17 protein-coding genes are annotated in these 18,597 nt (G+C 31.5%); 5 read left to right on the top strand and 12 right to left on the bottom strand.

Annotation, left to right across the window (positions count from 1 at the left end):
* Positions 1 to 3 precede the first annotated feature (3 nt).
* The 8 genes from NSQ15_RS04125 to NSQ15_RS04090 form a co-directional block, all read right to left on the bottom strand.
* Positions 4 to 963 (bottom strand): carbohydrate kinase family protein, encoded by a 960-nt coding sequence (locus NSQ15_RS04125; RefSeq protein WP_070452076.1) that lies wholly within the window; start codon positions 961 to 963, stop codon positions 4 to 6.
* Complete coding sequence (locus NSQ15_RS04120) at positions 960 to 2,444, bottom strand: sucrose-6-phosphate hydrolase (protein ID WP_070452072.1); 1,485 nt, start codon at positions 2,442 to 2,444, stop codon at positions 960 to 962. The genes NSQ15_RS04125 and NSQ15_RS04120 overlap by 4 nt, the downstream gene beginning before the upstream one ends.
* A gap of 119 nt (positions 2,445 to 2,563) precedes the next feature.
* Entirely contained in the window at positions 2,564 to 3,514 is a 951-nt protein-coding gene (locus tag NSQ15_RS04115; RefSeq protein ID WP_340746959.1) for a LacI family DNA-binding transcriptional regulator, read from the bottom strand.
* 178 nt (positions 3,515 to 3,692) lie between these two features.
* Entirely contained in the window at positions 3,693 to 4,943 is a 1,251-nt protein-coding gene (locus NSQ15_RS04110; RefSeq protein ID WP_217194148.1) for an ammonium transporter, read from the bottom strand.
* 177 nt (positions 4,944 to 5,120) lie between these two features.
* Complete coding sequence (locus tag NSQ15_RS04105; RefSeq protein WP_002452012.1) at positions 5,121 to 5,345, bottom strand: sulfurtransferase TusA family protein; 225 nt, start codon at positions 5,343 to 5,345, stop codon at positions 5,121 to 5,123.
* Between the two features lie 12 nt (positions 5,346 to 5,357).
* Positions 5,358 to 6,449: a YeeE/YedE family protein gene (locus tag NSQ15_RS04100; RefSeq protein WP_017638104.1), complete on the bottom strand. Its 1,092-nt coding sequence runs from the start codon at positions 6,447 to 6,449 to the stop codon at positions 5,358 to 5,360.
* A gap of 153 nt (positions 6,450 to 6,602) precedes the next feature.
* A complete protein-coding gene (locus NSQ15_RS04095; protein WP_017638105.1) occupies positions 6,603 to 6,908 on the bottom strand; it encodes a hypothetical protein in 306 nt (101 codons plus the stop codon).
* A 27-nt stretch (positions 6,909 to 6,935) separates the two neighbouring features.
* A complete protein-coding gene (locus tag NSQ15_RS04090; RefSeq protein ID WP_017638106.1) occupies positions 6,936 to 7,568 on the bottom strand; it encodes a redox-sensing transcriptional repressor Rex in 633 nt (210 codons plus the stop codon).
* 264 nt (positions 7,569 to 7,832) lie between these two features.
* On the opposite strand from NSQ15_RS04090, the gene NSQ15_RS04085 reads away from it, so the two are divergent.
* Together NSQ15_RS04085 and NSQ15_RS04075 are read left to right on the top strand one after the other, a co-directional pair.
* Complete coding sequence (locus NSQ15_RS04085; RefSeq protein WP_340746958.1) at positions 7,833 to 9,767, top strand: ABC-F family ATP-binding cassette domain-containing protein; 1,935 nt, start codon at positions 7,833 to 7,835, stop codon at positions 9,765 to 9,767.
* A 350-nt stretch (positions 9,768 to 10,117) separates the two neighbouring features.
* On the top strand, positions 10,118 to 11,740 hold the full coding sequence (locus tag NSQ15_RS04075) for a MutS-related protein (protein ID WP_340746957.1): 1,623 nt from the start codon (positions 10,118 to 10,120) through the stop codon (positions 11,738 to 11,740).
* A 50-nt stretch (positions 11,741 to 11,790) separates the two neighbouring features.
* On the opposite strand, the gene tsaD is transcribed toward NSQ15_RS04075, so the two are convergent.
* From tsaD to tsaE, 4 genes are read right to left on the bottom strand one after another with little or no spacing between them, the layout of a single operon-like run.
* Positions 11,791 to 12,828: a tRNA (adenosine(37)-N6)-threonylcarbamoyltransferase complex transferase subunit TsaD gene (tsaD, locus tag NSQ15_RS04070; RefSeq protein WP_017638110.1), complete on the bottom strand. Its 1,038-nt coding sequence runs from the start codon at positions 12,826 to 12,828 to the stop codon at positions 11,791 to 11,793.
* The gene (gene rimI, locus NSQ15_RS04065) at positions 12,821 to 13,285 is read right to left on the bottom strand and encodes a ribosomal protein S18-alanine N-acetyltransferase (RefSeq protein WP_029056074.1); all 465 of its coding nucleotides are present in this window, start codon (positions 13,283 to 13,285) and stop codon (positions 12,821 to 12,823) included. The genes tsaD and rimI overlap by 8 nt, the downstream gene beginning before the upstream one ends.
* On the bottom strand, positions 13,258 to 13,923 hold the full coding sequence (gene tsaB / locus NSQ15_RS04060) for a tRNA (adenosine(37)-N6)-threonylcarbamoyltransferase complex dimerization subunit type 1 TsaB (protein WP_029056075.1): 666 nt from the start codon (positions 13,921 to 13,923) through the stop codon (positions 13,258 to 13,260). The genes rimI and tsaB overlap by 28 nt, the downstream gene beginning before the upstream one ends.
* Positions 13,920 to 14,366 (bottom strand): tRNA (adenosine(37)-N6)-threonylcarbamoyltransferase complex ATPase subunit type 1 TsaE, encoded by a 447-nt coding sequence (gene tsaE, locus NSQ15_RS04055; RefSeq protein WP_070452059.1) that lies wholly within the window; start codon positions 14,364 to 14,366, stop codon positions 13,920 to 13,922. The genes tsaB and tsaE overlap by 4 nt, the downstream gene beginning before the upstream one ends.
* Positions 14,367 to 14,805: 439 nt before the next feature.
* Here tsaE and ilvD point away from each other — a divergent pair, with 439 nt between their 5' ends.
* From ilvD to NSQ15_RS04040, 3 genes are read left to right on the top strand one after another with little or no spacing between them, the layout of a single operon-like run.
* The gene (ilvD, locus tag NSQ15_RS04050; RefSeq protein WP_017638114.1) at positions 14,806 to 16,494 is read left to right on the top strand and encodes a dihydroxy-acid dehydratase; all 1,689 of its coding nucleotides are present in this window, start codon (positions 14,806 to 14,808) and stop codon (positions 16,492 to 16,494) included.
* An 18-nt stretch (positions 16,495 to 16,512) separates the two neighbouring features.
* Entirely contained in the window at positions 16,513 to 18,306 is a 1,794-nt protein-coding gene (gene ilvB, locus NSQ15_RS04045) for a biosynthetic-type acetolactate synthase large subunit (RefSeq protein ID WP_070452054.1), read from the top strand.
* The gene (locus NSQ15_RS04040) at positions 18,306 to 18,548 is read left to right on the top strand and encodes an ACT domain-containing protein (RefSeq protein ID WP_017638116.1); all 243 of its coding nucleotides are present in this window, start codon (positions 18,306 to 18,308) and stop codon (positions 18,546 to 18,548) included. The genes ilvB and NSQ15_RS04040 overlap by 1 nt, the downstream gene beginning before the upstream one ends.
* The last annotated feature ends 49 nt before the right edge of the window (positions 18,549 to 18,597 follow it).

Below are 18,597 nucleotides of genomic sequence, written 5' to 3'. Positions count from 1 at the left end.
ATTCTATAATTGATTTTCTATATCAGCTAATGTTGGAATACTTTCAATAGCACCATATTTTGTCGTTACTTGTGCAGCGACATTATTACTAAATTTTAAAATTTCGTCACCGTAATTTTTAAACAATTGTGGAATATCAATTGCTTGTTGTTCTAAAATTTTACTAATGACAGCCCCAATAAATGCATCACCTGCACCAGTCGTATCAATCGCTTTAACTTTCACACCATTTTGATGTTTTTCAGTTCCATCTTTTAAATAAATAGATGCACCATTAGGCCCTTTTGTATAAATAACTGCTTTAACATTTCCTTTAAATAACGAGTTTATTGCTTCTGACTCATTTTGTTCGCCAGTTATAAATTCAATTTCTTCATCTGAAACTTTAATAATATGTGCTTTCGGTATAAACTCTAAGATTGCATTTCGGCAATCATCTTCATTATCCCACAATGGCAGCCTTACATTAGGATCAAAAATAATTGTTCCTTCTTCCTGTTCAAATTTTTCAACTAATGCCAAATGCGCTTTTTTCATTGGGCTTTCTACTAAATCTACTGAACAAAAATGTAGTACATCTTCTTTAGTAACTTGTATTTTATTGATATTATCTGCATCATATAACATATCTGCGGATGGCTTACGGTAAAATGAGAAATCTCTTTGACCATCTTCTTTTAAACTTACAAATGCAAGTGCTGTATTAGCCTCATTTGTTCTCTCAATATATTGAGTACCTACACCAATGTCATCAATTGTTTCAAGGATAATATCACCGAACGCATCATTGCCTAATTGAGTTATCATTTCTGCATGTCCACCAAGCTTTTGTACAGTACATGCAACATTACATGGTGCCCCTCCAACTTGACGTGAAAATTGTTCAACATCCTTTAATGCTTTATTTGTCACAGTTGGCATAAAATCAATTAATGCTTCTCCTATTGCGAATAAACGTCTCATTGATTGTCACCTTTCAAATCATATTTAGTAAATTGTAAATATACTTGTCCTGATTCTGTAGATGTTTTAATGCCTGTTGCGTTATTATCTGGGAATATTCTTGAAGTTAATACACGTTCACCATCATTACAGAAAATCTCAATACTTGAGGTATCAACGTAAATACGTAATTGTGATAGTGATGAATCTAGCTTCGTACTACGAGTCGTACCCTCAACATTACCAGGTAACAAACCACTTTCGGTACGATCAAGCGTTAAAGTATTCATTTGCTTATTATATGAAATCACAGTTGATTGATTTTTAGATGTTCTTAATTCGAAATAAATTTCTGAAGCATCATTTTCTAAAATATCTATAATCAATTCATACTGCTTACCTTCATATGGATGTAATTTAGTTGTGAATTTATTAGCATATCCTAAAGCTGTTTCTTTGTTGTAGCGTAACTTTTCTAAGCTTTTAATAGGACGTTGTTTTAATTTACCATTTTCAATATTTAATACTCTAGGAAGTGTTAGACAGTGTGCCCAACCTTCATCGTCTGTTGGGTATGTAGTATCTGGTAATCCCATCCAACCAATTAAAATACGCTGTCCTTTTTCATCTAAAAATGTTTGTGGTGCATAAAAATCAAAGCCTTTATCTAACTCTAAAAATGCTTCGTGATCAAAGTTAAGTGTTTCAAAGTTTAAATCTCCAATTAAATAACCTGATTGATAAATATTTTGATATTTATCTTCTTCACTTTCAATGCCTTGTGGACAAAACATTATGACATCATGTCCATCTAACTCGAAATAATCTGGGCATTCCCACATATATCCAAATTGATTTAATTTTGTTTTGATTTCGCCGAGATAGTGCCAATTCACTATGTCTGTAGTTTGATATAGTAATAATTTACCAAATTCGTCATTTGTCTGTGCGCCTATAATTGCGTAATATTTATCATTATGACTAAATACTTTAGGATCTCTAAAATGGCTTGTATATCCTTCAGGTTGATGGCTAATGACTGGTTTAGGAAACTTTTCTACAGTACCGTCATCTTTAAGTCTAGCTATCATTTGCGTTGCTTGTCTTTGCCAATCATGATCACGATGATTACCTGTATACATATAATAAAGATGTCCTTGGTATTCAAAGGAACTACCACTATATACACCATGGCTATCATATTTTGTATCTGGGCTTAATATAACACCTTCAGGCTGAAAGTGTACTAAGTCTTTACTCGTATAATTATACCAATACTTCAATCCGTGAACTGCACCTAGCGGAAACCATTGGTGAGAAATATAATATTTTCCATTAAAATATATTAAACCATTTGGATCATTTAATAATCCCATCTCTGGTTGAATATGATAAGTTTGTCTATATGGAGATAATTGTGTTTGTTGTTTTAATTCCAATAACTTGTCGCTATCAATATCTTCCATACGTTGATAACGCTCTTCTCTAGTCCATTCCTTCATTCATATCCCCCTAAATATATTAATATTAATTGTTAGTTTTATTCGATATCGTTTACTTTAAATGACATTAATATTTTATCATTTTTACTGGTATCGGTTCCATATGAATTAAATAAAATTTATAATTTCACTGGAATAACCACTGATTCTTCAGTTTTTTCATTTTTTATTAATTGTCTTACTTCAGTCATTGCACGTTTACCAGCTTCAAAATAATTAAATTGAATCGTACGAATTGAAGGTGAAACAATTTGAGTCATCGGATCCCCACCAAATCCATGAATGATAGTAGGTTTACAATTTCTTTCAGAATTAAAGCTATATTTATGAATTGCTAATGCAATCGCATCTGTAGCACCAACGAGTACGTCAACTTTATCTATTTGAGACAAATATTGTTGTACATCTTCTAAAGCATTTTCATATTTGAATGACGTTTCAAAAATACTTGGTTTGATTTGATGACTTGCCAATCCATCTAATAACCCATTTTTACGGTGAATACCTACAGCGATATCATTTTCAGTGACACTAAAGAAGTGCACATGATGAGGTTGTCTTTGGCCAATCCAATTTCCTACAGATAAACCAGCTTGATAATCGTCATGTGTAATACTATGTAAGCCTGGATAATTTTGTCCCACTATAATGATAGGTACGTCAGCTTTATCAATAACTTCTAAATGACTCTCCGTAATATCAGTTGCCATTAATATGATGGCATCTACTTTACTGCGTGATAATGTTTCTATAGCATCTATTTCCGCTTCAATCTGTAACCCAGTATAGTTCAATAATAATTGATAATGGTGTTGATGACATTGCGAAACGATACCTTTAATGGTTTCATCTACAGCATATGAATTCATTCTTGGAATAATAGCTCCAATTAAATGTGTCTGTGTTGCTCTCAAACTTTGTGCAAATTGATTGGGTTGATAATCGTGCTCATTAATGATTTTAATTAGTTTTAGTCGTGTTTTCTTACTAACAGAACCATCATTTAAATATCTTGAAACGGTACTTTTAGATACGCCTGCTAACTTCGCTATATCTGATATATTTTTCATAAAAATTACTCACCTATCATATTTTGGAAAACTTAGTACTATTTTATCACATATGTAATCGCTTTAAATACCTATTTATTCTATTAATTTAAATATGATAAGTGAGTTCCAATCAATATTTTACTAACCAAATAGAAATGTGTTTCATACTTCTACTTAATATCAAGTTAATCTTATTCTAATTTTTAATATGTCTATTAAATTTATTTAATTCTCCGTAAAAATAAGCATTTTCTCCATGTACTAATTGATCTAAACCTGTTCGATCTTCAGTAGGAGTCGTCGCTAATGGTGTGAATATTCTGATTATTTTAGCTATTAAAAACGTCATGATGCCACTGAAGGCAATCACTGTTATTACTGATAATATTTGTATACCTAAAAATTTAAAGTCTCCACTATAAATAAATCCATTTTGTATTGAATCATTCACTTGATGTGATTGAAATATGCTTGTACAAATAGCACCCAAAATACCCCCTATACCATGAATTCCAAAGGCATCTAATGCATCATTATATTTGAGTTTGACTTTAATATAATTAATTACAATATAGCAAATAATGCCACCTATTATCGCAATAAACATACTACTTAAATAGCTAACATAGCCTGCTGCTGGTGTTATTGTAACTAAACCAGATAGACTTCCAGATAATAATCCTAATAAACTTGTTGTTTTTTTCAATTTATATTCAATTAGTAACCAGCCAAATGCACCTGCGCTTGCTGCTATAACTGTATTAACAAATGCAACAGCAGCAATTTTATCATATGTAAAAGCACTACCCACATTAAATCCATACCAACCAATCCAGACTAAAATCCCGCCTATTAATGTAATGAGTAAATTATGAGGTGTTGGCTTTTCTTGTTTCTTTCCAATGCCAATCATTATTCCTAATACTAAACCTGATACGCCTGAGGTAATATGTACAACAGTCCCTCCTGCAAAATCTAAAGCACCTAATTGACTAATCCAGCCTTTTCCCCAAACCCAATGAGCTACAGGACTATATACTAAAATCACCCATATAAATACAAATATAAGATATGGAATAAATTTCATTTTTTCAGCTACTGAACCCGATAATATAGATACAGAAATGGTACAAAACATCATTTGGAATAACATAAACAACGATAACGGTATATGTGCATCAATTGAAGTTGAAATATCGAATCCAACATGGTTTAATCCGAAGTATTCTAAACCACCAATCCAATTATTTCCTTTACTAAAACTTAAACTAAACCCTATTATTGCCCATGCGAAAGTAACAATAATAATAGCTGACATACTTTGCATTACTGTATTTAATACATTTTTAGATTGTACTAAACCACCGTAAAATAAACTTAATCCCGGTGTCATTAACCAAACTAATAAAGTACATAAAAATAAAAACATTGTATCATTTAAATTCATATGATCACTCCTTTGAAAATATATTACTAATACTTTCAAAGAAATAGCAAAAATCGGTCATATTTCCTTTCATAGCATGTTAGAAAATATGACCTATAAAATTAAATTCCAATATAAAATAGAAAAAAGGAACAAGCATCTTTCATTGGATACTCGTTCCTTTTGAAATCTATTTAATTAAGCTTTTTGAACTGTAATCGTCCATGAAGCATCGCCTAGCTGTTCGTAATTAGTTACAGGGTAACCATTTTCAGCAGCCCAATTTGGAATTGCTTCTGTTGCTTGAGTACAATCAAAATCAATTTTCAATTCATCACCTGAATCTAATTCAGTCATTTTCTTTTGTGCTTCTATTAATGGGAAAGGACACACCATTCCTACTGTACCTAATTCATATACCATGTTATTTCCTCCTTAAGTTGTTTGTGTATGCTGTTGTAGTGTCGTTTTAGGCTGTTTAGTTGTAGATTTTTGTAATTGTTTCATAGGTTTAACAAAAATAAAATAACTCATAAACCATACACCTATAATCATAGAGCCAAGTGCAATCCAACCTTGCCAACTCATTGTTGCTGTTTCAACTAGACCATTACCAATTGAACATCCACCAGCGACAGACGCACCAAAGCCCATAAACGCACCACCTATGGCACTATTTCTAATTGTTTTTTTATCTGGTAAACGCCATTTAAATTCTTTAGAACCTTTTGCGGCAATATAAGATCCTAAGAATATACCAATAACCAGCAATACTCCCCAATCTACGAATTTTGTATTACCACTTATTAGAAAGTTTACGATATTTGAAGATGGTGTAGTAATACCTAAGCCATGATTTCTACCTGTTGAACTACTCATTGGCCATGCTAATAATGCGATTAATCCTACTGCGATTGCAGCTGCAAATGGGTGATATCTTTTTTCAAATAGATAATGTCTTAAGCCTGTATATTTTTGTTTTAATTTTGGTACTGCAACTTTAGGTTTTCTAAGCGTTTTAGTAACAAAATAAATTGTAATGATAGCCAATATTACAATTAAAATCCAATGTGGAATGTGTAATGTTTCGGACATACTCGCATTTACATTTGTAGGCTTATTAATGAAATTTAATACTGGTGAAAGAATACCTGTTTTAGTAATTGCACTTGTTAATGCATATAAAATAAGTGCTATCCAGCTACCAATTAAACCTTCTCCTGCACGATAATATGTTCCTGTAGCACATCCTCCGGCTAATACAATTCCAATTCCAAATACAAAGGAACCTATTACTGTACCAATTACTGGAAAAGTATGGGATGGCACAGTAAGTAATCCTAAGCTAGTTAATATGAGTAAACCAATACTTTGTACTGAGATTGCTATGAGTAAAGCGTAAAACATTTTATTACTCTTTTGTACATACATATCTCTAAATCCACCGGCTAAACAAAATCGGGTTCTTTGCATAACGAAACCTAACAAAAGTCCAACAATTAAACCACTAATTATCATCCAAATCATTTTATCACTCTTTTCCGATAAGTTTACTAGGTATTATATCCAATTAAGTGTTTTTTTTCAAGATTATAATTTCATATTTCATTATTAAATTCATTCTTTGTGTTCAAAGCTCATAAAAAAACACACCCTATCTATTGATAAGATGTGAGCTAACTAAATTACTTGTATGTCATCTATTTGTTGAACAAGCTCTTTTAATTCATTAGCTTTCAAATGACTAAATTTATACCATTCATTTCTATAATATATGAGTAATTTATGACCCAACAAGCCTTTTCTAACCTCATAACGAATCATTTGCTTTACATTAATTTCTAAATTGAGTGGATTATGATTTGTATAATATGATTTAAATACTATCGTTTGCTCTGACAAAACTAACTTACCAGGTATGTATATTAATGAAGGTAGATGTGCTTTATAAGTACATCCCACTTCTAATATTGGTTTATTAGTCATTTCACAGCCTCCTAAATCATATTTTTATTAATCATAATTTCTCATAAAGAATAACAATGATTGTAATTCAATACCTAAATCAATATGATGCACTTGTACATCTTTAGGGGTGTTAACTCTTGCTGGCGTGAAATTCATGATTCCTTTAACACCAGATTCAACAAGTTCATCTACTACAGTTTGTGCTACATGTTCAGGTGTAGTTAAAATAACTACATCAATATCCAAGCTTTTTAGTGTTTCCTTAATAGTTCTGCTATCTTTAATTACTACTTTTCCTACTTGTTCGCCTATAACATTTTTATCTACATCAAATGCTTCAGTAATAGACATTTCATCATGTATAGAAAAGTTATACGTTAATAGCGCTCGACCTAAATTACCTACGCCGACTATAGCAATTTTAATATCATTACTTCCGTTAATTTCCTTTTTGAAGAATTCAATTAAACTATCAATATTATAACCGTATCCTTTTTTACCTAATTCTCCAAAATATGAAAAATCCCTACGAATTGTAGCTGAATCTATTTGTAATGCTTCACTAATCGTTTTAGAATTAACACGATCTATTCCTTTACTTTTTAAATTACTTACAAATCTATAATATAATGGTAAACGTTTTAAAGTTGCTCGAGGAATTTTAACGTTACTTGCCATTTTATAAGTCTCCCTTCGACGCTATAACTGGTACAATTATTATTAAATCAACGCAAATATGTTTGCGATAATAAAATTTCAAATAATTGTTTACAATGAATACTTGCTAATTATACATTAATAAAATTTAAAAATAAATATCCTAGTTTCAAGACATGACTTAATACTGTAAAATAAAGAATAATATGATTAACAAATTTTTAAACATATCAAACTATATTAATAGTTTATAATGATATCGCTAATATAGAAAGGTGAAGTCGGATGATACTTTTACAACTTAATGACATATCTAAATCGTTCGATGGTGAAGATATCTTTACTAACGTTGATTTTGAAGTTAAAACTGGTGAACGCATAGGTGTAGTTGGCCGAAATGGTGCTGGTAAGTCAACGCTTATGAAAATTATAGCAGGTACTGAAGATTATGATAGTGGTCATATTTCAAAAATTAAAAATCTTAAAATCGGCTATTTAACTCAACAAATGACATTAGACTCAAATGCCACTGTTTATGAAGAGATGTCGAAACCATTTGAACATATTAAAAATATTGAATCCCTTATTAAAGAAGAAACTGATTGGTTAGCTAAGCATGCTGGAGATTACGATACACCAGACTATCAATTACATATGGAAAAATATGAATCTCTATCTAATCAATTTGAACAACTTGAAGGCTATCAATATGATAGTAAAATTAAAACAGTCCTTCACGGTTTGAATTTTAATGAAGAAGATTTTGATAAGCCTATTAATGATTTTAGTGGTGGTCAAAAAACAAGATTATCACTTGCACAAATGTTACTTAATGAACCTGATTTGCTATTACTAGATGAACCTACTAACCACCTTGATTTAGAAACAAAAAAATGGTTAGAAGATTATTTAAGATACTTTAAAGGTGCAATTGTCATAATCAGTCATGACAGATATTTCTTAGATAAAATCATTACTCAAGTTTATGATGTAGCCCTAGGTGAAGTAAAACGTTATATAGGTAACTATGAACAATTTATACAACAAAGAGATAAATATTATGAAAAACGTATGCAAGAATATGAAAAACAACAAGAAGAAATCAAACGACTTGAAACGTTTGTTGAAAAAAATATTACACGTGCATCTACAAGTGGAATGGCAAAAAGTCGTCGTAAAACATTAGAAAAAATGCAACGCATCGACAAACCTATGATTGATGCTAGAAGCACTAATATTCAATTTGGTTTTGATAGAAATACTGGTAATGATGTTATGCATATTAAACAATTAGAAATTGGTTATGACCAAACGCCTATTACCCAACCTATCACAATGGAGGTTTCAAAAGGAGACCATATTGCCATTATTGGACCTAATGGTGTTGGTAAAACGACTTTAATTAAAACAATTGCCAATCGTCAATCCAAATTGGCAGGTGACATCACATATGGTGCTAATTTAAATATGGGTTACTATGATCAAAAACAAGCTGAGTTTAAATCAAATAAAACTATTTTAGATTATGTTTGGGATCAATATCCAAATATGAATGAAAAAGATATTCGTGCCGTATTAGGTAGATTCTTATTCGTTCAAGATGATGTCAAAAAAATTATAAATGATTTATCAGGTGGCGAAAAAGCAAGACTTCAACTTGCTTTATTAATGTTACAACGTGATAATGTTTTAATTTTAGATGAGCCTACCAACCACTTAGATATAGATTCAAAAGAAATGTTAGAACAAGCGATAGAGCATTTTGAAGGGACTATCATCTTTGTTTCACATGACAGATATTTCATTAATCAACTAGCTAATAAAGTATTTGATTTAGATCATGATGGTGGCAAAATGTATCTAGGTAACTATCAATACTATATTGATAAAACAGAAGAAGCTGCCGCTTTAAAAGCCCAAGAGGATAAAGAATCCCAGTCCGTTCATCAACAAAATAATAACCAAATAATGACAAATTCATACGATGATCAAAAACAACGTCGTCGAGAACAACGCAAAATTGAACGGGAAATTGAGCAACGAGAGCAGATAATTGAAAGTTGTGAAACTAAAATTGAGTCTATTGATAATGAATTGATGCAACCTGAAATATATAGTAATCCTGTTAAAGCAAATGAACTAGCTGAACTAAAATCTAATACCGAACAAGAATTAGAACAGGCTATGATTGAATGGGAAGAATTACAAGAAAAATTATAAATATCCTTTTTACTATCAGACATTAAAATGTGGATTTTCTACATTTTAGTGTCTTTTTTCTAATTATTGAATTGCTATTTATTAACATTAAAAATCCCCTTATTCATAGCTATCCACAGAGTTATCCTAGTTATCCACAAGTAATATGTTACATATTTTTTAAGTTATTCAGAAAAAATTAGCTAATATCCACAGTAAATAACACTACTTATCCACAAGTTGTGCACTATTTGTTGATAAGTACGCATGTTCCCTATTGACATTAAATTAATACAATCATTACATACTTCATTGTTTCTTAAATAATGATATGAAATAATTACGTTAATAATACATAAAGGAGCTTTTTTATGGATGATGTCCGTTTATTTCTATTATTTGTGTTAGGTGTTGTTTTATTAACTACAATAGTGAGTATTATTTCTGCGATTTTTAATAAAAAACAACTCGTTACAAAAATTAATCAATTATGGCCCAATCGTCAAAAATTAGAAAATTTTATTCGACCTAATGCCAGATATGATTATCAATATCAAACATATCGTTCTAATTATGATGAAAATTCGCTTATAGATAATAAAACTTGGTCAGATTTAAATATGGATGCATTATTTCTATCTATGAATTTTAACTTTACAGCCATTGGTGAAATGAGATTATATGCTACTTTACGTGGTATGTTTAAAGCAAATAATAAAGAATTAAAACGTTATTTTAAGCATAATCGTTCATTTAGAAATCAAGTTGCTTTCCATTTAGCACAAATTGGTAAAAGTGTGTATCCTCACTTCCCCGATCAATTAAAACCAATTAAGGGCAACATCTTATTTATGTTTGCACCATTATTACCAATTATCACTTTAGTCTATACGTTTATTAATACATCTAATGGAATTATGGTACTCGTATTAGCTTGTGTTTTTAATATTATTTTATCTGTGAGTTTAAAAAAGACTTATGAGCAAGATTTGAAAACTATTTTTTATACTGCAAATATTTTAAGTCAAAGTAAGAAATTAACTGAAATTGAAGGAACACCAGATTTAAATGTAAACTTTAATCATTTTAAAAGTGCTCGCTATTTAAGTGGCTTATTAGTAAAAATAGAAGGTGGCGATTTTGCATCTGCCTTTATTTTATTAATTAAAACTGTTTTCATGCTAGATTATACAATCTTTCACATTATACAAAATATTTATTATAAATATTTAGAAGAAGTATTAAATTGTTATGATTATATTGGTCAGTTAGATAATCACTATGCTATTTCTTTATATCAAGAAACTTTAGATGAATATTGCGAACCTGAAATAATACAATCACAAGATACACAACATTATTTATGTAATTTTGAAGATTTAACGCATCCATTAATTACAGATGCTGTACCGAATGATTTATCTATTAATCAAAATATTTTATTAACTGGTTCGAATGCTTCTGGTAAATCTACCTTTATGAAAGCAGTGGCACTTAATTTAATTTTAGCCCAATCAATAGAGACTGCTACAGCCTCTCAATTTAAATATGTACCTGGCTTAGTATTCACATCGATGGCTAATGCAGATGATGTTCTATCTGGAGATAGTTATTTTATGGCTGAACTTAAATCCATTAGACGTTTATTTAATATTTCAACTGATAAACAAATATATTGTTTTATAGATGAAATATTTAAAGGCACAAACACAACAGAAAGAATTGCCGCTTCTGAATCGGTATTAACCTATTTAAATAATATACCGAACTATTATGTTCTAGCGGCAACACATGATATTGAACTATCATCATTATTAAGTCCAAGTTTCATTAATTATCACTTTAATGAGTCTATTAAGAATGATTCTATTGATTTCGATTTTAAAATTAAACCAGGTAAGGCGAATACTAGAAATGCAATAGAGTTATTGAGACTGACTCAATTTCCTAACGATATTTATAAGCGTGCTAAACAACAAGTTGAGAATCAATAAAATAAGTCAGTAGTTTGAGAATTATTTTTCTCTCACTACTGACTTTTGTTTTATAAAGTAGATTCTATTGTAAAATCTTCTATATCAATATTATTTTGGCCATTCATAGCCATATCACCACGTTTACCAGCTAAATATAAATAGTGACCTGCAGCACCAATCATTGCTGCATTATCAGTACATAATTTTGGTGCTGGTATTGTTAATTGAATATTATTTTGTTCACACTGACTGGCTATACTTTCTCTCAAGCCACGATTACTGGCTACGCCACCAGCAACAATTAGTCGATCAACATTATAAGCTTTACATGCATGAATAGCTTTAGTAGTTATTACTTCTACAACACTATTTTGAAAACTTGTTGCTACATTTTCTGGAATTATATCTTGTCCCTTTTGACGTTGGTTATGCAATTGATTAATGACTGCACTTTTCAATCCACTAAAACTAAAATCATAGCTATCTTTTTCTAACCATACTCTAGGAAATTGATAAGTGTCTTGGCCTTTAGCTGCTAATTGATCAACTTGAGGTCCACCAGGATAAGGTAAATCAATTGTGCGAGCTACTTTATCATATGCTTCACCTACTGCATCATCTCTTGTTTCACCTATTACTTTAAAATTTAAATGATCTTTCATATAAACTAATTCTGTATGGCCACCTGAAACAATTAAGGCTATGAGTGGAAATGTGAGCGGTGTTTCTAAATGATTAGCATATATATGTCCAGCAATATGGTGAACAGGTATTAATGGGATATCATATGCAAACGCTAAAGCTTTTGCAGCATTAATGCCAATAAGTAATGCTCCAATAAGACCTGGTCCTTGAGTTACAGCTATAGCATCGATATCTTTCATAGATACATTAGCCGTTTGTAAAGATTCATCAATCGTTGTTGTAATCCCTTCAACATGATGTCTACTTGCAATTTCAGGCACAACTCCACCGAAACGTTTATGACTCTCTATTTGACTTAAAACCGTATTCGATAATATCTCTGTTCCATTTTTTATAATACTTACACTTGTCTCATCACAACTTGTCTCTATTGCTAATATCAAAGTTTGATTATTATTCACTTAAATTCACCCACATCACTAATGCATCCTGCCCTTCTCCATAATAATTTTTTCGTTTACCACCATATTGAAATCCTAGATTTTGATAAACATGTTGCGCTACTATATTATCTATTCTTACTTCTAAACTCATCATTTCACATTTGTGACTTGCATAATTCATAACATATTTTAATAGAAGTTGCCCTAAACCATAACCTCTAAATTTTTCAGTAATTGCAATAGTAGTAATTTGTGCTTGATCAATCACTATCCATAACCCTAAATATCCTATGATAGTATTATCAAATTCTATGACAAAATAATTTGCAAACTCATTCTTTTCAATTTCATGATAAAATGCATCAATTGTCCATGAACTATCGTTAAAACTATTTCTTTCTATGTCAAACACCGACGGAACGTCATCTATACTCATTTTTCTTATATTTAACTGTTCTTTTGTTGGTTTATCCAATTTCTCTCTGCCTCAGTTATTTTATGATATTTTGGAACAAAACTATGAATATCAGCAGGTTGACTAATAAGTTCACTCATCACAGATGCTTGTGGTAACTGATCTATACATTCCCCTTCTAATAAATGAGATAACTTAGAAGTATCTTGTCCTATAAATAGATATTTTTGATTAAATTCATGTAATTTTGATTTTAAATCTTCAATAGAAATGTATTGATCTTCTAAAATAGTTTCTAATGTTCCATCGCTTTGTCTTTGGTAAATACCCGTATATACTGCCTCACGTCTTGCATCAAATATTGGTACTAAAAGTCGATAATCTTCTTTTATACAAGCTGCTAGTGATTTTAATGAAGATACACCGTACAATTTACAATTTAATGCGTAAGCAAGTGTTTTTGCAGTAGTCACACCAATTCTTAAACCAGTATATGATCCTGGTCCTTCTGCAACAACAATTCCATCTAAATCATGTTTTGAAATACCACTTTGTTCAAACAAACGTTGGATTTCAGGCATGAGCTGCACTGAATGATTTACTTTGGAATTATTATTAATTTCAGCAATTGTTTCATTATTGTTTGTAATGGCAACTGATAAAGGTTGATTGGAAGTGTCTATCAACAATAATTTCATTGTTCAAGTGCCTCCTTCATAGCAATATAATGATTCCCTTCAGCTTCAAGTGTAATTTGACGTTGGCTTTCATCTATAACTTTTATATTAATAACTAAAGCTTCTTTTGGTAGTAAATCTTTGATAAATTGACTCCACTCAATCACTGTAAGAGCCTCATCTTCAAAATATTCATCAAATCCTAAATCTTCTTCTGAATCTTCCAATCGATAGCAATCCATATGATGTAACTTTAAGTTTGTACCTTTATAAGATTTAATAATATTAAAAGTTGGTGAATTAATCGTACGTGTAACACCCATAGCTAGACCAATAAATTGTGTAAGTGTCGTTTTTCCAGCACCTAAATCTCCATTCAATAAAATTAAGTCGTTTGGTTCAATTAACTCAACTAACTGGTTAGCAAATTGTTTCATTTCATCTTTGTCTTTAATATTAATCATAGGCCATTCTCCTATTAATGTTTTTCATTTTCCAAGAATTTTATTAACTTATTTAGTGTAACAAATTTTGACTCTAATTTCTTCGTTAATATGATTAACAATTTTTTAAAATGAATTGTAAGAAAATTCTAAAATATTATTGACACGCTTTTCTCTATGTAGTAAATTAAGTTTATAAATTTCAAAACAATTCAAACTATTCAGAATAAATTACCATTCAGTGAAGGGAGTATAATAAAATGACTAATCACACATATCAATATTCAACGACAACTTCAAACAATATTATTTTATTATACTCTCAAGGGCTGGAACTTTAGTAATTAATCCTTTTACTAAATGTTTAAGTCCTATTTGTAATTGAATGGGACTTATGAACGTCCCAAAAAATTTTGGGGCGTTTTTTATTTTTCTAAAATAATACACGGGGGAATTAATTATGCGAAGCGACATGATCAAAAAAGGAGATCACCAAGCTCCAGCAAGAAGTCTTTTACACGCAACGGGCGCACTTCAAAATCCAACTGATATGAACAAACCATTCGTTGCTATTTGTAATTCATATATCGATATCGTTCCAGGCCACGTACATTTAAGAGAACTAGCAGACATTGCTAAAGAAGCTATTAGAGAAGCAGGCGCTATTCCTTTTGAATTTAATACTATTGGCGTAGATGATGGTATTGCTATGGGACACATTGGAATGAGGTATTCTCTTCCTTCTAGAGAAATCATTGCTGATGCAGCAGAAACAGTCATCAATGCTCATTGGTTTGACGGCGTTTTCTATATTCCAAACTGTGACAAAATCACACCTGGTATGCTACTAGCAGCAGTTAGAACAAATGTACCAGCTATCTTCTGTTCAGGTGGTCCAATGAAAGCCGGTTTATCTGCCCAAGGTAAAGCATTAACTTTATCATCAATGTTTGAAGCTGTTGGTGCTTTCAAAGAAGGTTCTATTTCTAAAGAAGAATTTCTAGATATGGAACAAAATGCCTGCCCTACTTGCGGTTCATGCGCTGGAATGTTTACAGCCAATTCAATGAACTGTTTAATGGAAGTCCTTGGGTTAGCTTTACCATATAATGGCACTGCCCTAGCAGTTAGTGATCAGCGTAGAGAAATGATTCGTGAAGCTGCATTTAGATTAGTAGAAAATATTAAAAACGACATCAAGCCAAGAGATATCGTAACTAAAGAAGCTATTGATGATGCTTTCGCATTAGATATGGCAATGGGTGGTTCAACTAATACAGTACTTCATACACTTGCAATTGCTAATGAAGCTGGAATTGAATACGATTTAGAACGAATTAATGAAGTAGCAAAGCAAACACCTTATTTATCTAAAATTGCTCCAAGTTCATCATACTCTATGCATGACGTTCATGAAGCTGGTGGAGTTCCAGCAATTATCAATGAACTAATGAAGAAAGAAGGCACTTTACACCCAGATAGAATTACAGTAACCGGAAAAACATTAAGAGAAAATAATGACGGTAAAGAAATTAAAAATTTTGATGTTATACACTCACTAGAAAAACCTTATGACAAAGAAGGCGGTTTATCTATCTTATTCGGTAATTTAGCTCCAAAAGGTGCAGTTATCAAAGTTGGAGGGGTAGACCCATCTATTAAAACATTTACTGGAAAAGCAATTTGTTTCAATTCACATGATGAAGCTGTTGAAGCAATTGATAACCATACTGTTCGCGAAGGTCATGTTGTAGTTATCAGATACGAAGGGCCTAAAGGTGGTCCTGGAATGCCAGAAATGTTAGCTCCAACTTCTTCAATTGTTGGGAGAGGTTTAGGTAAAGACGTTGCATTAATTACCGATGGAAGATTTTCAGGTGCAACAAGAGGTATTGCTGTAGGACATATTTCTCCAGAAGCAGCTTCAGGTGGGCCAATTGGATTAATCAGAGACGGAGACGAAATCACAATTGATTTAACTAACCGAACTTTAAACGTTGATCAACCTGAAGAAGAATTATACCGCCGTAGAGAACAACTAGAACCATTTAAAGCAAAGGTTAAAACAGGATATCTTGCACGTTATACTTCATTAGTAACTAGTGCTAATACGGGTGGAATCATGCAAGTACCCGAAAACCTTATCTAAAATTAGGAGTTGATTTTCATGACTAAATTAAGTGACATGCCAGAACACAATACTTCAGAATCAAACCAACCTATCGACACTATGAAAGTGGCAGAATCTAGTAAACCTGAATACTTGAAAAACCAAACACTAAATGAAATGAGACCAGGATCTGAATTGTTAGTTGAAGCGTTACAAAATGAAGATGTAGAATTTATTTTTGGATATCCTGGTGGTGCAGTACTACCTTTATATGACACATTTTACGATGGTAAAATTAAACATATTTTAGCAAGGCACGAACAAGGTGCAACACATGCTGCCGAAGGATATGCACGCGTTTCAGGTAAAACAGGTGTCGTCGTCGTTACTAGTGGTCCTGGAGCAACCAATGCTATAACAGGAATCACGGATGCTCATAGTGATTCTTTACCTTTAGTTGTATTTACGGGACAAGTCGCTACACCTGGTATCGGTAAAGACGCATTCCAAGAAGCTGATTTATTATCAATGACTACCCCTATTACTAAACAAAACTATCAAGTAAAAAAAGTAGAAGACATTCCTAGAATTGTTCATGAGGCTTTTCATGTCGCAAATACTGGTAGAAAAGGACCAGTAGTCATTGATTTTCCAAAAGATATGGGTATTTTGTCGACTAATGTAGAATTATCTGAAACTGTTGATTTACCTGGATATCAAGTCAACACAGTAGCTGATTCAAATGATATTGAAACATTAGTATCTTATTTAAATAGCTCTAAAAAGCCTCTAGTCTTAGCTGGAGCTGGAATTAATCATTCAAAATCTAATGAACTATTAACAAATTTTGTAACTCAACATAAAATCCCTACTATCACAACATTATTAGGTTTAGGTGCAGTACCATACGATCATCCCCTATTTTTAGGTATGGGAGGTATGCATGGTTCATATGCAAGTAATATGGCATTAACAGAGTGTGATTTATTAATTAATTTAGGTAGTCGTTTCGACGATAGACTTGCCAGTAAACCTGATGCATTTGCACCAAATGCAAAAATCGTTCATGTAGATATTGATCCTTCTGAATTAAATAAAGTGATAGATACAGATTTAGGTATCGTTGCAGATTGTAAAAATGTATTAGAACAATTAGAAAACGCTAATGTTCAAGTACCAAATCATGATGACTGGTTGCAAACTTGTGAAACTAACAAATCAAGTTACCCTTTCAAATATGAAAAAGATAACAATGACTCATTTTGCAAACCTCAAGAAGCTATCGAATATATTGGACATATTACGAATGGCGACGCAATTGTGACTACTGACGTAGGTCAACATCAAATGTGGGCAGCTCAATTTTATCCATTCAAAAGTCACAGTCAATGGGTTACTAGTGGTGGTCTAGGTACAATGGGATTCGGTATTCCATCTGCAATTGGCGCCCAACTAGCCAGACCTGATAAAACTGTTGTTTGTTTCGTTGGTGATGGTGGTTTCCAAATGACTAATCAAGAGATGGCTTTACTGCCTGAATACGGCTTAAATATTAAAATAGTCTTAATTAATAATGGTACGTTAGGTATGGTTAAACAGTGGCAAGATAAATTCTTTAATCAACGTTTTTCCCATTCCGTATTTAATGATCAACCTGATTTTATGAAACTATCCGAAGCATATGGAGTTAAAGGATTCTTAATTGATAAACCTAATCAACTTAAAGAAACACTCGATGAAGCTTTCAACTATAATGGTCCGGCACTTATCGAAGTGCGTATCTCTCCTATCGAGCCAGTAAATCCAATGATTCCAAGTGGTAAAGCAAATCACGAAATGGAGGGATACTAATGAGAAGACATTTAAAGTTAGAAGTAATGAATCAAGTAAGTACATTAAATAGAATTACAAGTGCATTTGTTAGATTACAGTATAATATCGAAGAATTACACGTTAAAAAACGTAATGATGACCCTAACGTTTCAGATATGGAACTCATTGTTAATATTGATGACGAAGAGTTATTAAATATTTTAATAAATAAGCTTAAACAACAAATTAATGTTTTAAGTGTAGAGCAACATTCAGCATAAATTATGATTAACCTTTGATGCGCTAGTGTTCATTAAAAACAGTATCTTA

Origin of the sequence: Staphylococcus sp. FSL W8-0774 (genome assembly GCF_038006785.1) — a bacterium.
GTDB lineage: Bacteria > Bacillota > Bacilli > Staphylococcales > Staphylococcaceae > Staphylococcus > Staphylococcus pasteuri.
The sequence above is the reverse complement of the archived record's forward strand: the minus strand, read 5'-3'. Positions and strand labels throughout refer to the sequence as shown.

Coding starts and splice junctions, on each gene's coding strand:
- NSQ15_RS04125 (WP_070452076.1), bottom strand. CDS start 963: ATGAGACGTTTATTCGCAATAGGAGAAGCATTAATTGATTTTATGCCA.
- NSQ15_RS04120 (WP_070452072.1), bottom strand. CDS start 2,444: ATGAAGGAATGGACTAGAGAAGAGCGTTATCAACGTATGGAAGATATT.
- NSQ15_RS04115 (WP_340746959.1), bottom strand. CDS start 3,514: ATGAAAAATATATCAGATATAGCGAAGTTAGCAGGCGTATCTAAAAGT.
- NSQ15_RS04110 (WP_217194148.1), bottom strand. CDS start 4,943: ATGAATTTAAATGATACAATGTTTTTATTTTTATGTACTTTATTAGTT.
- NSQ15_RS04105 (WP_002452012.1), bottom strand. CDS start 5,345: ATGGTATATGAATTAGGTACAGTAGGAATGGTGTGTCCTTTCCCATTA.
- NSQ15_RS04100 (WP_017638104.1), bottom strand. CDS start 6,449: ATGATTTGGATGATAATTAGTGGTTTAATTGTTGGACTTTTGTTAGGT.
- NSQ15_RS04095 (WP_017638105.1), bottom strand. CDS start 6,908: ATGACTAATAAACCAATATTAGAAGTGGGATGTACTTATAAAGCACAT.
- NSQ15_RS04090 (WP_017638106.1), bottom strand. CDS start 7,568: ATGGCAAGTAACGTTAAAATTCCTCGAGCAACTTTAAAACGTTTACCA.
- NSQ15_RS04085 (WP_340746958.1), top strand. CDS start 7,833: ATGATACTTTTACAACTTAATGACATATCTAAATCGTTCGATGGTGAA.
- NSQ15_RS04075 (WP_340746957.1), top strand. CDS start 10,118: ATGGATGATGTCCGTTTATTTCTATTATTTGTGTTAGGTGTTGTTTTA.
- tsaB (WP_029056075.1), bottom strand. CDS start 13,923: ATGAAATTATTGTTGATAGACACTTCCAATCAACCTTTATCAGTTGCC.
- tsaE (WP_070452059.1), bottom strand. CDS start 14,366: ATGATTAATATTAAAGACAAAGATGAAATGAAACAATTTGCTAACCAG.
- ilvD (WP_017638114.1), top strand. CDS start 14,806: ATGCGAAGCGACATGATCAAAAAAGGAGATCACCAAGCTCCAGCAAGA.
- ilvB (WP_070452054.1), top strand. CDS start 16,513: ATGACTAAATTAAGTGACATGCCAGAACACAATACTTCAGAATCAAAC.
- NSQ15_RS04040 (WP_017638116.1), top strand. CDS start 18,306: ATGAGAAGACATTTAAAGTTAGAAGTAATGAATCAAGTAAGTACATTA.